Below are 16,005 nucleotides of genomic sequence, written 5' to 3' on the forward strand. Positions count from 1 at the left end.
AATGATATAATAAATCTGAAAGTATGGACTCTCAATAACATCAAAAGAGAGGAAGCGGAAAATTAAAACGGGAACGACAACATAAGTCAAGACACAAATGACTGGTGCGGATTGAGTCGAATTGACATCGCAGAATTAAGCGGGTTTCTACATAATTTGAAAAACAGTAATGATGAAGCAAGATTTATGCTCAAAAAAGTACAAGCGGCGGCGCAGGATTATGCAGATGATAATAGTTTAAAAGGGCAAGCAATCAAAACATCGCAAACCTATTTTGAACAAACCTATTCCGTCATTTGCAAAAGCCTTTTCGAAGCACTAAATGAAAGCGAAGATAGACTGGAGCAATATATTTGTGATTTCAAAGACCAAGTAGATGCTTCACCAAATGCGCGAATTGATGCAGAACTACTACAAGAAGCAATGCACCGACTTGCCGAAATTAAACGGAAACAAGAAGACTTGCTACAAAGAATGGCCGCTTCTACAGGAACTTTATATGAAGGTAGATAACAAACACTCCGAACGCAATTCACAGATGCACTAGAACAAGAAAATATACTGGAACGCTATATTTCTTTCGAACAAAGTCACAGCAATTTTTTTGATTCATTTGCTGAACTTGTCTATCGAACGCGACAGGCAGAGCGAGAAATAGCTGATAACATCACGTTTGATAGCGAAACAGGTAGCTATCATTTAGAAAAATTTGATGCAGCCAAACTCCAAACACTACAAAAAATATTATCTAAAAAGAAACAATATAACTTTGATGACTACCAAATAACGTGAGGTGGAACGACACCAATGTTATGGAAAGATGGTAAAATAGATGCAGCGGCAAGTATTGCTTATAAAGAAGCGATGTTAAGTGGGAAATTAGCTACAGAACCTAATCAAGCAACTCAAAGTGCAGAACTAATAGAAGTGGCAATAGCTTCGATTAAAAAAGGTGAAGATTCAATCACTGGACAAGAAATAAGCAAATCTCAAAGCCTTAGCATGCTGGTTGGAATGACTTTCATATATGCAGGTGGAGGTTATAAAGACAAGAAACTTACAATTCCCAAAAGACTTTTAGAAGAATTGAAAAATCGCAATAGAGTTAAAAATTTTTTAAATAAAAAACTATTAAATGAGCTGGCAGCTAGTGGAGTTAAACATAATCCTAAAGATATTATTATGATAACTAAAAATACTGATGGCAAGTCTGGTTTAAAACATATAATAGATGGACATGCAGTTGATTTTGACGCGAGGGGAATACAAGATATACCTAGTTTCTTGAATGAAACTTTAAAAATGAACCCTATAAAAACAGGTATTGGTAAAAATGGCCCATATGCAAATTATCAGATTAATGGTGAAAAGTATAGAGTGGCTTATGGTACGAATGGTTTTATTGTTTCTTTTTATCCAATAGATTAAACAAAGGAGATATATGATGTTATATAAATTACTTTCAATAAATGAATCTGATGCAACTCGAACTTTAAGATTAGAAAGCACAAAAACAAAAACAATAGATACTTGTTTTGATGATTCCGCGCTAGTAAGTTTAACTAATAATTTTGATTTTATGGAAATTGGAAAAGAATACGATTGTAAAATTAAGTTATTTGGCAAACTAATAGAAAAAAGAAATGAAAAAAGTGTTGATTGTATTATTTTAGAAGAGAATATAAAAGTCGGTAATTGCGTATTTGTCGAGATAAAAGTTAATGCTGACATATATTATATATATCAAGAAAAAGTAGAAGATTACTTAGAAAAGAAAAATTTTATATTTGAATTTAGTAGAAAGGACTTAATTCAGGTGGATGATGTTATACATGAAGATTTACAATAATACCAATTTTAACTAATAGGTTGACTAAAAATAATAATCTGAAGTTTAGTAGTTACAATAAAAAGTTGGTGAAATTAATGGATTTTAAACACGCAGTACAAAATAGTTTTGCAGATATAATTAAAGAATATCAATTTAACTTAATTAAAATAAATGAAGATGAAATCATGTTATTGAACCCTGATTACGCTCTGACTATTTGGAGAAGTAGAGAAGGAATTGATATTTATTACCTGTTTCTTCACAACTTAGAAAAAGTGAAAATAACCAATTTCTTATTTTCAAATTATGAAAAAGATTTGTTAGCCAATATAACTTCTGCAAATAATTTGACCGATAAAATTTCTAATAACTTACTTATTCATGCGAGAGGTTTAAGTAAATATTTCCCTGAATTATTATCTGGTCAAAATGATTGGGTAGAGAAGTTTAATGAGAATAAGTTTTATAATGAGCCGAGAGTTATTAACACCGATGAGCATGCGGCATATCACAAACAGTTATGATAGATTATTTGCAAAACAGCTTTTTATTTCACAAATAATAATGTAAAATGAAATTATGGGAGATTCAAATACGAAAGAAGAAAAGAAAATCAATCATACACAAAAGGGTAAAATTGATTTCATTTTCTTTATGTTTATGATTTAAAACCTTTAACAATTCAAAAAACATCATGGGATTTTTCATTGTGTTACTTTTCGCACACCGTTATATTTTCCTAATACTTGCAATCTTGCTCGGTGGGGAAAAGAAAACGCTGCATGTATCCAATAAACTATCTTAAATGACAGCATGAAAAGGAGATCATCAAATAAGTACTACAGAAGAAGAATTTGAAGAACAGGTTTCGGAGTTATTTATTAACTATCTAGAAAAATGCACGCCTGAAGAGATACATCAAGTGGTTGTAGAATGGAATTTTGATAATCCTAAGAAACCGATTTATTGGATTGCCAATTCGCCGAAAACGGATAAAGGGACGGTGTTAATGTTATTTTGGTTAATGGAGCCAGACTTTGCTTATCAATTTGAAACGAGAGAAGAAATGCTTGAAAAAAGCAGTTGGTATGTGGAAGATTTTGATATTGTTACTGTTTTGGAAGAAAAGTACTTAGCTGAGTTCTATCAAAATCAAGTCTATGGTTACGCACCACCAGCCGAGTTTCAAGAGGAGGAAATGAAAAGAGCGATTGCGAGCGAAATGTTTGTTCTTTTGAAAGGGCTAGAAGTTTCTGAGTCGGCGGAATGGGAAGATGGTTTTCCTCCTGAATTGCAAGAACGGTATAATGAACTAGCTGAATCAGTGGAAGAATAATCTTGATTCGGTATTATTCAAAAAGGAATTTAAAGTCGAAAATCTTTTAGATAGGTTTTCGACTTTTTTATTATTGTTGTTTTGAAAATATTAAAGCAGATTAGGAGGAATAGCATGAAATCACAGCAGACCTTTATGGTGGAGGTTACCTTTTATTCTAATGCAAGAAAAATGGTTCCGGAAGCGGGGTATCGGCCTCATTTTGTGATGGAGTTGGATGAGGAACAGGAATATTTAGGTATTGAAATTTATGATATAGAAGTGGATGCCCTTGATTTGACGGGGTATGCAATGTGTTCTTTTTGTTATGAACAAGAGGGCGTAGGTTATAGTAAGATTCAGCCAAATAGGCCTTTTATGGTTATGGAGGGCGCGAGTATTGTTGGAAGAGGAACGGTAGTGTCTTTTAATTTGTAACTAGCAATTGTTAAATGAAAGTTAAATTGATTTATGTATTTTACACAGTATAATAAACTATAAGAAGAGGCTTTTCGATGTAGATAGCATATATTAGTGGAAAGTAGTGAATTTATACATAATAAAGCCATTGAACGAAAAATTAGAGGATAACTAGTATACACAATTACTGAGGAGGAAAAATGTTGATTCCATCATATTTGTAAAGCACAGCTAAAGAGATAAGTATTAATGATTTTCTTAATGTAGAAATTGGAACAACAAGTAACGAGGAAACTTTTGAGATTTTATATTGCGGAACGCTTAAAGAAATAGAAGGCGATCAGTTAATTACTGGAGAAGCATACGAAATCCCATTAAAAATTATAACGAAAAGCACTTTATCTGGGAAAGAAATTTTACTTTATGATGCCGCATATTACGGGTATGATAATATGTTTTGTGATGAGTTTGAGGCAGAGGCTACGCAAAATAGAGAATTAAAAAAATATCCTATAAATAATTTATCTAATATTCGTTTATCTATAGGAATTGGCATTGATTATGAAACGAAGAAAGAAGAATATGAATTTGATGAAAATGGTCATGTAGTTTTAATTGATGATAGGCATATTAAATGCTTCTAATTTTGAAGATCTTGTGGATTTATATGCCTCACAAAAAGCAATAGATGACAAAGTAAAGGCCATGGAAGATATCGGAATGCTACCCTATATTCCAGAGGGGAACCGTGCGGATATGTTACTACTGATGGTAAACTAAATACAGAAGCTACTTTGGATTTGGTTAATCAACAGATGATTTATTGGCAAAATGAGACAGTATGCGAGAATTATTCGGTGTTGGGGCATTTTATCGAGCAGTGTATGGACTAGATGCGGTGACTGCTGAAAGGATTAGTGGAGGACAAAGATTATTAGATGGTTCAACTGTATTTTTACAGTATGCTGGAGCTTTTGAGATAAGTGCTTTTTATGCAGAATTTGGGCAAGTAAGAAAACTCGATTATTTACCGACATCAGGCGTAAAGTTAAAAACGAGTCCTTGGGAGACTACGACGGTTTTAGGTACTTATAAAGATGATACAAAAAATATTTTTGCAGAAATAGGAAATGTCAAATCAACTGATTTTAGTATGAAAAAAACTCGGTTTAATTTATTGAATATTCCTGATGAGTTGTATCAGACACCTACCCAATTTTGGAATGAGTATAATAGGCCTTGGTTAGATAAAGCTATTGCAAGAGATGATGATATTATTATTACAACAAAGCCTATAGAAAAAAATCTATATAGAACAAACCGAGAGACAGGATTAAGAGAGTTAACTGGGTTTGGAAAAGAATACAATTATTTGCTTGGGCATGGTTATAAGTATGATGCAAAAAACTCTAAAATGATTAAAAAACAGGAGTGATATAACTTGGATTTTTATAAAGAAGTAAAACAAATTTTTACCAACTATGAACAAAAATTTGGATTAAAGTTAATGGAAATAGATGAACACGAAGTCGCTTTCATCGGAAGTGATTATGCACTTGGAATGGGATGGAGTTTAGCTGGAATTGATTTACATTATTTCCAGCTAATTAATTCAACTCTTTGTAAATTTAGTTTGGACGAATTATTAGATTTAAAATTAACACAGTGAGAAAGAGTGGGCATCGTTCCAAGCAAAACAATATATGAAAAAATAATCAATGAATTAATAATTTGTGAAAGAGGTATAGGTAACCACTTTCAAGAAATGTTAAAAGGTAATTCTCTTAGTTGCTTAAGTGATAAAGAATTTGTTACTGTAGCAGAAAAAAGTATTGAAGAGGAGCTAATATCAAAGTAATATTTAAAGTAGGGAGATTACTAAAATGAGCTATCAAGCGCTTTTAGAAACGGAATTTGGTGATTTTGAAATAATTCGCCACGAAGAGCAAAATAACGAATATCAAGGAATGGTGATTCAAACTACAAAAGATGGTAGTACTATCCGGACGCGTTTAGCGAAAAAAACAGCCAAAAAAGAAGGATATTTTGTCGCTTTTTGGGAGAAAAATGATCAAAATACGAATGTCGCTTTTGCTGAGAAAAATAGTCCGGATTTTTTATGTATGGTTGTTATTGATAATGATTTACAAGGGCTATTTGTTATACCGAAGCAAATTTTAGGCGAAAAAGGTATTTTAAGCAGAGCGGGGAGAAAAGGGAAAATGGCTGCTAGATTTTATCCTGCCTGGTGCCAAAATTTAAATAAAACGGCGCAGAAAACACAATCCTGGCAATTAGCTTTTTTCAAAACGATTAAATTGGAGGACTAAAATGAAAATCAATACAGAAAGCATTGTAAACTTTGCTATTAATGGAGTAGAAAAATTTTTGCAGGAAAATCCAACTTTAACGTTTTATGCGTTAGCTTTTGACTGTAATGCGGAATATGCGGAAATCAATCTATGTTTAAACACGGAGGAAGCTTTTTCTGAACGATTAGCTGCATGCCAAAGTGGAAGATTTGCGGAACAGTATCAAACTGCGGAACGTATTTACGATTTAAAATATAATACCGGAGATTGGGAATATCAATCTTTTGATACGTTTTATGTTTTCACGGATGAGGAATTAACAATGGTTTTTAATGATCTGTATCCGAATGGAGTGGAGGATGATTACCAAGCTTGGATAAAATTTACAAAAGAATTACTAGGAGAATTTGCCAAAAGTCTGCTTACATTTTCCAAAACAGAGACATTTAAAAAAATTCCTAAAACAACTGATTTCGAGTTTTTCTGTATTGATCATGATGAAGAATTAGAAACGGCTAAAAGTAGAATGGCGCAATGCAGTAAATAAGCGTGGTATTTAATTATGGCGATGATATACACAAAGAAATCTCCTTGTGTTTGGATATTTAGTAGGTAGTTTTATTGTTTGAAAACCAAATTTGCGAGTGCTTTGAAATCTGTTTCGGCAAAAATGAGTGTTACCTGGGGATTCAGTTGACTAGCAATTCTCTTTTTTGGAAAGGGAGGCAAAACAGACAAATGGTTACTTTATGATTGATAAGTATCCTTGGTCGCTTTTTGGCATAAAAAAACCGACCTTCCAAAGTTGGCTTTTGGGGATCGGCTTAAGTTTTATTGTTGAGAGACTACTTTTTCGCAATAATCTAGGTACGCATTATCCATTAAAAAATATTTAGGAAGCATTAATCCGACTACATTTATGAGTAGTTCAGAATTCGCAATGGCTGGGTTAATCATTTGATGTTCAACATTGGGAATGGTTTTTACATCTAGTTTATCTTTCTGTACTTCTTCCTTGTAAACTTGTTTTGTTTCAGCTGAATCAACATTTTTATCCTTTTCAGCTAATACGAGGTATATTTTTGCTTGAGTTTTGGACAGATCTTTTGTCGCATCTTGATGGATGTTTTTGCGGATGAAGCTATATCTAGCGGGCGATATTTTTTCTTGACCGCCATTTTGTTTGTAGTCATCATAGGTTTTATTCGTCATGATGAGTTTACTATCTGTTATAAAATCTTGTTTTGCTTGGCTGATTTCTTGCTTGGTACCACCAGCGTCATGTTTTTGCCAACCAGTATTGTATTCGCCTTGTCGCATCCAGTTGATAGCGGGGCCAGCTAGAATAGAAAAACGAATATCTTTATTCGCATTCATTGCTTTTGGAATCACCCAACCAGCTTGACTAGCGCCCCATAGCCCAATTTTATTTACACTATCAGGGTATTTTACTTTCAGCCATTCGATGACTTGATTGACTTCATTTGCTCGGTCATTCATTGATTGGTCTAGCCAATTACCAGATGATTTACCGACCCCTAATTTATCCCAAGAAACTGAGATATAACCTTGTTTGGCGAAGCGTTCCATCAGCGGTTTATATCCACCACTTTGAGTCGCTTCTTGTGGCCCATCTCCGTGAACAAAGACGATAATTCCTTTAGGCTTATCGTGTTTTGGGGCAGTAATGACGGCAGACAAATCTCCACCAGAAGTTGGAATCGTAACTCTTTTTTCGTTCATTTGGTAATCATTTCCAAGCAAAAATATGAGCATTAAGACGACGATAATTGCGCTTATAGTTATGGTTATTTTTTTCGATAGTTTCATTTTATCCACTCCATCATATGCCATTCTTTGACACCAGTTAGTATGCTTATTAGTATATTTTTGTCTTTCTTTATTACTTGAAAACCTAGCTTTTGGTAAAGTTGATAAGCGATAGTATTGCTCTTTGAAACATATAAAGTGATTCGTTCGTTAGGAAAATAACTTATACAGTGAGAGATCAGAGCTGTTCCAATGCCTTGACCGCGAGAAAAAGGAGAAACGGTAATAAAATCGATGTATCTCTCATTTGCTTTTGGTTTATGGGAAAGTAGCCCCAGTAAGAAAATTAATTTAAGGCGTTGTGAAAAAGAAAGAAAATTACTTAGTGAATGAAATAAATGGTAATATGAATCTGCTTTACTCGTTAAAAATAGGCAGCCACAGATTTTATCATTATTCAGTGCAATAAGGAGATTTTCGCCCTTTTCAGTATAAATGTAGTGACAAAAAGCGTACATAAGTTTGTGTACTTCTGCTTCTGAGAATAGCAAATGAGTAAACTTTGATTTAAATCCGTTGCAAATTAAAAATACGACTTCTTCTAGTATAGTTACTTTCTCAAATGCTGTAATAGCTTTAATAGAAATGTTCATATTTTCACCTCAATAGAATAAACCATGGCATCTGGATAGGCTAGAGAAGCATAGATATTCTCGTAGATTAGGATGTTTTTGTTAGTATAAGTCAGTTCTTCCAAAAAGATACTAGCTTGCTTTTCCACCGTTACTTCATCTTCGGCAACAAAATTTTTATACGCATATTTGCCAGAAGGAAAAGTGAAATCGCTTGTTTCTTTTGTACTTTTACAGCATATTACACCAGTTTCTTGCTCGGAAAAAATATAAAACGGTTCCTCTATATGAGGTAGATCTAGTTTTGCGGCCAGAGAGTAGTTAATCGAACCATAATCAAGTAGTTGCTCTGGTATTTTTTTATAGTATCGATTTGCTCTATCTACAAAAGTAGTTTCGTTTAAGGTGATTTCTTTTTGCGAATGGATAATTTTTTGGATAGTTTTCTGAATGTCTAACAATTCATCGATTTTTTGTTGGAGATTATGTTCTGCTTGTTCTAGCATGGGAGTTACTTTTTCACCAAGTAAACTTTCTTTTATTTCTTGAATGGAAAAGCCGATTTTTCTGAAAAGAATGATTTGATACAATCGATAAATATCTATCTCTTCGAAAAAATAGTAACCATTTTCTGAATTTCTTTTAGGTGCCAATATACCTTCGTCAATATAATGGCGGATTTTATATTTGGAAATTTGAAACAATGCAGCTAGTTCGCCTGTGGAAAGAGTTCTCATAGTATACCTCCTAATGATTTAGTTTTATTATAAACCATGTGGTAACCACGCGGTCAAGTATGATAAAAATAGTTAAAAAAGCACATTTGATAATGAGAATCATTATCAAATGTGCTTTTTTGTGATATAATAAACAAAGATTTATTAATGGGGGTTAAGAGACACATGGGCGAAATAGCAATGAAAATGGCTAATACAGCCAAAAAAGCAAGCCAAATAGAAACGCGATACCTAAATAAGACGTGGAGGAAAAAGCAATGATTGATAAACGTCTCTTCCAACTGATGGAAAAGAAATCGTTAGTACTGCTTATTCTTTTTCGTGTCATCAGTTTAGGATTAATGATGATGCTTTGGTTCGTTTTTGCGCAACAATTAACAAATTACTTAAGCGAGCAAAGTATGGATATATTATTGTTAGTTGGCACAGTGACACTCGTATTAATTGGGAAGTCAGTACTTACTAAATTAATGGAAAAACAAACGTACAAAGCGTCGGCGGAATTACGCTTATCCATGCGCCGAGCTGTTATGGCGAAAGCTTTTCGATTAGGAGATAATGAAGGACAATTACCAGCGTCTACTTTAACTCAGCTTGCAGTAGATGGGATAGAACAGCTTGAAATTTATTATGCGCGCTTTTTACCGCAGTTATTTTATTGTTTGATTGCTTCTTTGATGATTTTTGGAAGTTTGGTTGGTTTTTCGTGGCAGCCAGCAGTGGTGTTACTTATTTGTATGCCAATGATTCCGATGGTGATTATGGCAGTGATGAAAATTGCGAAAAAGATTTTGAGCGGTTACTGGTCTAATTATACGAACCTCGGAACAAAATTCCATGAAAACTTAAGTGGTCTCAGCATTTTAAAAGCTTATGATCAAGATAAGTATAAACAAGAAGAAATTGCAACGGATGCGGAACGGTTTCGTAAGGCGACAATGAGCTTGTTGTCGATGCAATTAAATTCGATTACAATTATGGACATCATTTCCTATAGTGGAGCAGCTCTTGGAATTGGTATGGCTTTAATTGCATTTACAAATGGAACAATTAGTACGGTAGGAATGTTGATGTTCCTATTATTAAGTGCAGAGTTTTTTATTCCGATGCGTCAACTTGGATCGCTATTTCATGTCGCGATGAATGGGATTAGTGCTTGTAGTAAATTGTTCGCATACTTGGAATTACCGGAGCAAATGTATGGAACGAAAGAACTGACGGCACCTTTGAAAAAAATGGAGATTTATGATTTGACTTATACTTATGAAAACGAAAAAACAGAAGCGCTCCAAGGAATTTCAGCTAGTTTTCAGCAAGGGACTTTTTCCGCGTTAGTAGGGAAGTCTGGCTCTGGGAAAAGTACTTTTGTCCGTGTATTGTTACATCAGTTGTCTGGATATCGAGGAGAGATTGTTTGGAACGATTTGCCACTGACTGATTTGTGTGCGGAAGCTATTCGTAAGCAAAGCATGTTAGTGGATAATCATGGCTATCTTTATGCCGATAGTATTCGAGCAAATTTAGTAATTGGTAGTAAAGAAGCAACTGATGCGGACTTATGGAATGTTTTGGAGCAAGTTTGCCTGGCAGATTTTGTGAGGAATTTACCGGAACAATTAATGACATCTTTACAAGAAAATGGAAGCAACTTATCTGGTGGTCAGCGTCAACGGCTTATTCTAGCACGTGCATTGCTGGCGGAAGCGGAACTGTATGTTTTTGACGAAATTACTTCTGGTGTAGATTTGGAAAGCGAAAAAATAATTCTCCAGGTTTTGCAAAAATTAGCTCAAGAAAAAATCGTGCTCTTTATTTCGCATCGATTATATAATGTGTTGCATGCGGATCAAGTGATAGTATTAGAAGCTGGGAAAATGGTAGAAATCGGATCTCCTGAAAAGTTACAGCAAGATTCCAGTTACTTTAAAAATTACTTTTTAGAAGAAGAACAGTTACTAAAGTGGGGGGGCTTGAAATGAAAGAATGGACAATTATTCGTTGGTTATTACGCTTTGTAAAACCGTTAAAACTACGTATGGTTACAGCAATCATACTTGGAATTATTAGTAATTTGGCGGTGATTGCTATTTCGTTAATTGGAGCGTATGGTATTCTGGCAGTTATTTTAGGGCAACCGCTCCATCCAGTAAAATGGCTATTAGTGATGCTAGCTTGCGGTATTACCCGAGGTCTAGCGAGATATTCGGAACAGTATTTAAATCATGATATTGCTTTTCGATTACTCGCGATTATTCGAGAACGGATTTTTGCAACGCTTAGAAAACTTGGCCCGGCTCGTTTATCTGGTAAAAAAAGTGGAGATTTAATTACGGCGATTACAACAGATGTCGAAGCTTTGGAAGTGTTTTTTGCGCATACTATTTCGCCAGTTTTCATTGCAGTTGGAACGACGATTGTGACGGTGGGCTATATAGCAATGTATGATGTTGGCTTAGCGATTATACTGTTCGTTGGACAAGTTCTAATTGGTGTTGTTTTGCCAGTCATAAGTTATAAACGAAATGCGCGGATTGGGGCAGACTATCAAGCGGAATTTGTCGAGCTAAATCAAACGGTCATGGAAAATATCGCTAGCTTACAAGATATTTTTCAATTTAATCTAGGGGAAGAACGCTTGGCAAAATTAGATGGTAGCGGACAAAAGTTGAACAAACAATATCATAAACGGCTAAAACAAGGAAGTCAGTTGCAGATTTTTAGCGAGTGCGTATTAATTGGGACGGCCGCCGTGATTTTAGGATTAGGAAGTTTTTGGCAATTATCCTTAGAAACGGTGTTAATTGGGACGGTGTTAAGTCTAAGCTCATTTGGATCGGTCCTTGCTTTGAATGGCTTAGGGAGCGCGTTGTTAACTACTTTCGCTAGTGGGAAGCGATTATATGCTTTAACAGAAGAAAAGCCAACCATTTCTTTTGAGGGGCAGCTGGAATTAACGGATTTTGAAAAAGCCGAACTTGACCAAGTTAGTTTTAGTTATGATGGGAAACAGCTAATTTTGAGTGATTTGTCGCTAGATTTACCAAAAGGAAAATGGCTAGGAATTGGTGGCGAAAGTGGTAGTGGGAAAAGTACATTGATGAAACTGCTAATGCGATACTTTGATCCAGAAGGGCAGGTTCGTTTAAATGGCAACACACTTCCAACTGTTACTGAGACGTCTCTTCACCGACTTGAGGGTGTGATGGAACAAAGCACGTTTTTATTTGAAGATACAATTGGTAATAATATTCGGTTAGGTAAAAAAGTGGCGACTTTGGAAGAAGTGGAAATGGCTGCGAAAAAAGCTTCTTTAGACCAGTGGATTGGTACTTTACCAGACGGTTATGAAACGAAAGTCGGGGGTAAGGCGCGGAATTTGTCTGATGGCGAGCGTCAACGGGTGGGCCTAGCGAGACTATTTCTTCACGATGCTCCGTTATTATTACTGGATGAACCAACGAGTAATCTCGATTATCTGAATGAGCAAACGATTTTGATGGCATTACGGTCAGAAGTTAATGATAAGACAGTTTTTCTGATTTCGCACCGAGAGACGACATTAGATTTAGCGGAAGAGCGGGTTTATTTGGAGAAAGGGAAGCTAAAGAATATTGTAGAGTGACGTAACAAGATAATTATAAAAGGTAAATATGCTTTTCTATAGCTGTTTTTATATTTCAAGTGTAGCAATTAATTATATTTTCACTTGAAATGGGTATTTTCTCTATGTAATTAAGTTATAAAATAATAAGCGCGTATAATTGTTCAGCGCAAGACCGAATATATGGTCTTGTGCTGTCTTTTTTGTCTATTATTTTGAAAATAGAGGAAAGGAGGAATGTATTACGAATCTTTATCTAAAATTATCTAGAAACAAAAAAATTGGTTTGTTTATATTAACTATTTCGATTAGTACAAATTAAATTCAATCATTGGGATTTTTCCCAAGTTAAAGAGAAAGCCTTGTTATTGAAAACGCTTATATCTATACTTTGAAAAGTAGAGGCGCGCTCTATAATAAAAAAAGGACTGATTTCACATGATGCAAAAACTTCAGAGATTTGGTGGAGCGATGTTTATTCCTGTAATGATAATGCCGGCTATGGGGCTTCTCTTAGGTATTAGTAATACTTTACTGAATCAAGAAATGGTTGGAAGTATTGCTGCTGAAGGAACACTTTGGCATACTTTTTGGAAAATGATTTTTGATGGAAGTTATATAGTTTTCCAAAATATACCTTTATTATTTGTCATTGGTTTGCCAATCGGATTAGCGAAAACCTCTAAAAGCAGGGCGGCTTTAGAATCATTTGTCATCTATATGTTTTTTAATGTCTTTATTCAGTCGCTATTAACAACTTCCGGTGATACTTTTGGTGTTAATTTGGCAAAAGCTGGCGATGGTTATACGGGTATTGCTTCCATTGCAGGAATCCAAACGTTGGATACAAGCATTGTAGGAGCGCTGATTATTTCAGGTATAGCCGTTTTTTTACACGAACGATTTTATAATAAAAAATTACCTGATATTTTAGCCGTATTTCAAGATAGTGCATTTGTAACACTTATTGGCTTTTTTGTAATGATTCCACTAGCGATACTTACTTGCTGGGGGTGGCCACATATCCAAGACTTAATTTTTTCCATGCAAGGTTTCTTTAAAAGTTCTGGTGTACTTGGTGTTGGTGTTTATAATTTCTTGGAGAGGCTCCTTATTCCAACGGGTTTACATCATTTCATTTGGCAACCGTTTGCTTATGGTCCTGCTGCTGTAAATGGCGGATTACTTGCGGATTGGTTCAGTCATGTTAATGAATTCGCAAATTCTACAAAATCAATGACTGAATTATTTCCGGGTGGTGGATTCATTATGTTTGGAAATTCGAAAGTCTTTGGTTGCTTAGGGATTGCGATTGCATTGATTATCTCTGCAAAGCCTGAGAAGCGAAAGCAAACCCTTGGATTAATTTTACCAGTAGCTTTAACAGCGGTTGTTACTGGAATTACAGAACCACTCGAGTTCACGTTCTTATTTATAGCACCTTATCTATTTGGATTACATGCCCTATTAGCAGGTCTAATGTCTGCAATTATGTATGCTTGCGGTGTTTCTGGGAATTTCCTTTATGGCATATTAGACTTTTCTATTACATGGGGGAGCACCTGGCAAAATCATTGGGGAACATGGTTAATACAAATAGGAATTGGTTTAACCTTTACAATAATTTATGTGGTTTTATTCCGATATCTTATTATTAAATTTAATATACCAACACCTGGACGTGAAGCAAATGATATTTCGGGTAAGTTGTATTCTAAGGCAGATTATAAAGAAAAAAAACTAGAGAAAAAAGCGGAAGGGAACTTTGATGTTTTAGCGGAGAAATTTCTTCGTGACCTAGGTGGGGAAGGAAACATTAAAGATATAACTAACTGTGCAACTAGATTACGCGTAACAATAATTGATCCAAAATTAATGGAATCCGAAGAACAATTTCGAGCAGATGGCGCACATGGACTTGTCAGAAATAAACAAGCTGTGCAAGTTATAGTTGGTTTATCTGTGGGACAAATAAGAGATAAGATAGATTTGTTAATTAAAGAAAAGAGGGATTTAGGATGAAAAAAAATTCTGTTGTAATTGCGGGAGGCGGTAGCACATATACCGCGGGAATTGTCATGATGCTTATTGAAAATCAAGATGAATTTCCACTTAGAAAACTAAAATTTTATGATACGGATGAAAAGCGACAATCAGTTGTTGCAAAGGCTTGTGCGGTTATATTAAAAGAACGAGCTCCAGAAATTGAGTTTGAGGCAACGATAGATCCAGAGCAGGCTTTTTCAGATGTTGATTTTGTGATGGCACATATTCGGGCTGGTGGACTTGCTATGCGAGAGCAAGATGAGAAAATACCATTAAAATATGATGTGGTTGGGCAAGAAACATGTGGTCCAGGAGGTATGGCATATGGAATGCGTTCTATCCCTGCTGTAGTTGAATTAATTGATTTTATGGAAACATACTCACCTAATGCGTGGATGCTTAATTACTCTAATCCAGCTTCGATTGTTGCTGAGGCTACCCGTATTATGCGACCTAACTCTAAAATTATCAATATTTGTGATATGCCAATCGCGATAAAAAAATCAATTGCAGCAATTTTAAAGTTAGACTCAGCAAATGATATAGTTGAACGATATTACGGTCTCAATCATTTTGGCTGGTGGACAGAGATGTATGATAAAAAAGGAAATGATTTAATGCCAGTACTTAAAGCACATATTAAAAAATGGGGCTATAGCGCGAAAAATGACGAAATAAATAATCCGCTTTTGAGTGAAGCGAGCTGGTTTGACACATTTACAAAAGCTAAAGATGTGTATGCCGTCGATCCGACAACACTTCCTAACACGTATTTAAAGTATTATCTATTTCCAGATTACGTAGTTGCTCATACAAATAAACATAAAACTCGTGCTAATGAAGTTATGGAATATCGTGAAAAAAATATTTTTGCTGAATGTAGGAATATTGCAGAAAAAGGAACAGCAATTGGAACAACCATTGAAGCTGGAGAACACGCTGAGTTTATCGTTCAGTTAGCAGCAGCTCTGACTTATAATACGCACGAAAGAATGCTGCTTATCGTACCAAATAATGGTGCAATAGCTAATATTGATTTTAACGCAATGGTTGAAATCCCATGTATTGTAAGTAAAAGAGGAGTAGAACCACTATCGATTGGGACTATACCAGATTTTCAAAAAGGTTTAATTGAGCAACAGGTATCTGCTGAAAAATTAGTTGTTCAAGCTTATTTGGAAAAATCTTATCAAAAACTTTGGCAAGCAATGACTCTCTCTAGAACTGTTCCAAGCGCTACTATTGCTAAACTAATTTTAGATGATTTAATTGTAGCTAATAAAAATTTTTGGCCCCGACTAAGCTGATTTCTGTTAAACTTATAATCAATAAAGTAAATGT

The 16,005-nt window shown here is 34.8% G+C and carries 17 protein-coding genes and 2 pseudogenes; 16 read left to right on the top strand and 3 right to left on the bottom strand.

Annotated features, from left to right (window positions below):
- Positions 1 to 111: 111 nt before the first annotated feature.
- The 12 genes and pseudogenes from CKV67_RS05355 to CKV67_RS05405 all read left to right on the top strand — a co-directional run bounded on the left by CKV67_RS05355 (position 112) and on the right by CKV67_RS05405 (position 6,425).
- Positions 112 to 513 (top strand): T7SS effector LXG polymorphic toxin, encoded by a 402-nt coding sequence (locus CKV67_RS05355; protein ID WP_157737116.1) that lies wholly within the window; start codon positions 112 to 114, stop codon positions 511 to 513.
- A gap of 294 nt (positions 514 to 807) precedes the next feature.
- The gene (locus tag CKV67_RS14690; protein WP_025279866.1) at positions 808 to 1,428 is read left to right on the top strand and encodes a hypothetical protein; all 621 of its coding nucleotides are present in this window, start codon (positions 808 to 810) and stop codon (positions 1,426 to 1,428) included.
- Positions 1,429 to 1,444: 16 nt separating this feature from the next.
- Complete coding sequence (locus CKV67_RS05365; protein WP_025279867.1) at positions 1,445 to 1,849, top strand: hypothetical protein; 405 nt, start codon at positions 1,445 to 1,447, stop codon at positions 1,847 to 1,849.
- 77 nt (positions 1,850 to 1,926) lie between these two features.
- Complete coding sequence (locus CKV67_RS05370) at positions 1,927 to 2,355, top strand: hypothetical protein (protein ID WP_014092513.1); 429 nt, start codon at positions 1,927 to 1,929, stop codon at positions 2,353 to 2,355.
- A gap of 308 nt (positions 2,356 to 2,663) precedes the next feature.
- Positions 2,664 to 3,167, top strand: coding sequence for a DUF4274 domain-containing protein (locus CKV67_RS05375; RefSeq protein WP_025279868.1), 504 nt, complete (start codon positions 2,664 to 2,666; stop codon positions 3,165 to 3,167).
- Positions 3,168 to 3,281: 114 nt separating this feature from the next.
- Positions 3,282 to 3,584 carry a hypothetical protein gene (locus CKV67_RS05380; RefSeq protein WP_014092515.1) on the top strand — a complete coding sequence of 101 codons (303 nt, stop codon included), beginning with the start codon at positions 3,282 to 3,284 and terminating at the stop codon, positions 3,582 to 3,584.
- A gap of 221 nt (positions 3,585 to 3,805) precedes the next feature.
- A pseudogene (locus tag CKV67_RS05385) lies at positions 3,806 to 4,198 on the top strand (hypothetical protein); the annotation flags it as partial.
- Complete coding sequence (locus tag CKV67_RS14615; RefSeq protein ID WP_155522407.1) at positions 4,185 to 4,346, top strand: hypothetical protein; 162 nt, start codon at positions 4,185 to 4,187, stop codon at positions 4,344 to 4,346. The pseudogene CKV67_RS05385 and the gene CKV67_RS14615, both read left to right, overlap by 14 nt.
- Before the next feature lie 61 nt (positions 4,347 to 4,407).
- Complete coding sequence (locus CKV67_RS14775) at positions 4,408 to 5,001, top strand: hypothetical protein (protein ID WP_231845383.1); 594 nt, start codon at positions 4,408 to 4,410, stop codon at positions 4,999 to 5,001.
- A gap of 6 nt (positions 5,002 to 5,007) precedes the next feature.
- Positions 5,008 to 5,424, top strand: a pseudogene (locus tag CKV67_RS05395) (hypothetical protein).
- A gap of 25 nt (positions 5,425 to 5,449) precedes the next feature.
- Positions 5,450 to 5,896: a MepB family protein gene (locus CKV67_RS05400; protein ID WP_014092516.1), complete on the top strand. Its 447-nt coding sequence runs from the start codon at positions 5,450 to 5,452 to the stop codon at positions 5,894 to 5,896.
- Position 5,897: 1 nt separating this feature from the next.
- Positions 5,898 to 6,425, top strand: coding sequence for a DUF4303 domain-containing protein (locus CKV67_RS05405; RefSeq protein ID WP_025279870.1), 528 nt, complete (start codon positions 5,898 to 5,900; stop codon positions 6,423 to 6,425).
- A gap of 284 nt (positions 6,426 to 6,709) precedes the next feature.
- Here the strand turns inward: CKV67_RS05405 and CKV67_RS05410 are convergent, their stop codons facing one another.
- Genes CKV67_RS05410 through CKV67_RS05420 form a run of 3 tightly spaced genes read right to left on the bottom strand, consistent with a single transcriptional unit; the run spans position 6,710 to position 9,017 of the window.
- On the bottom strand, positions 6,710 to 7,732 hold the full coding sequence (locus CKV67_RS05410; protein ID WP_014092518.1) for an alpha/beta hydrolase family protein: 1,023 nt from the start codon (positions 7,730 to 7,732) through the stop codon (positions 6,710 to 6,712).
- Positions 7,705 to 8,301 (bottom strand): GNAT family N-acetyltransferase, encoded by a 597-nt coding sequence (locus CKV67_RS05415; RefSeq protein ID WP_014092519.1) that lies wholly within the window; start codon positions 8,299 to 8,301, stop codon positions 7,705 to 7,707. The genes CKV67_RS05410 and CKV67_RS05415 overlap by 28 nt, the downstream gene beginning before the upstream one ends.
- Positions 8,298 to 9,017 (bottom strand): MerR family transcriptional regulator, encoded by a 720-nt coding sequence (locus CKV67_RS05420; RefSeq protein WP_025279872.1) that lies wholly within the window; start codon positions 9,015 to 9,017, stop codon positions 8,298 to 8,300. Before CKV67_RS05420 ends, CKV67_RS05415 begins: the two co-directional genes overlap by 4 nt.
- Before the next feature lie 257 nt (positions 9,018 to 9,274).
- Between CKV67_RS05420 and CKV67_RS05425 the strand changes: the two genes are divergently transcribed.
- The 4 genes from CKV67_RS05425 (at position 9,275) to CKV67_RS05440 (ending at position 15,971) form a co-directional block, all read left to right on the top strand.
- On the top strand, positions 9,275 to 10,996 hold the full coding sequence (locus CKV67_RS05425) for an ABC transporter ATP-binding protein/permease (protein ID WP_025279873.1): 1,722 nt from the start codon (positions 9,275 to 9,277) through the stop codon (positions 10,994 to 10,996).
- The gene (locus CKV67_RS05430; RefSeq protein ID WP_025279874.1) at positions 10,993 to 12,639 is read left to right on the top strand and encodes an amino acid ABC transporter ATP-binding/permease protein; all 1,647 of its coding nucleotides are present in this window, start codon (positions 10,993 to 10,995) and stop codon (positions 12,637 to 12,639) included. The genes CKV67_RS05425 and CKV67_RS05430 overlap by 4 nt, the downstream gene beginning before the upstream one ends.
- Positions 12,640 to 13,056: 417 nt before the next feature.
- Entirely contained in the window at positions 13,057 to 14,640 is a 1,584-nt protein-coding gene (locus CKV67_RS05435) for an alpha-glucoside-specific PTS transporter subunit IIBC (RefSeq protein WP_025279875.1), read from the top strand.
- The gene (locus CKV67_RS05440; protein ID WP_014092523.1) at positions 14,637 to 15,971 is read left to right on the top strand and encodes a 6-phospho-alpha-glucosidase; all 1,335 of its coding nucleotides are present in this window, start codon (positions 14,637 to 14,639) and stop codon (positions 15,969 to 15,971) included. The genes CKV67_RS05435 and CKV67_RS05440 overlap by 4 nt, the downstream gene beginning before the upstream one ends.
- Positions 15,972 to 16,005 lie beyond the last annotated feature (34 nt).

The organism is Listeria ivanovii subsp. ivanovii (assembly GCF_900187025.1).
Taxonomy (GTDB): domain Bacteria; phylum Bacillota; class Bacilli; order Lactobacillales; family Listeriaceae; genus Listeria; species Listeria ivanovii.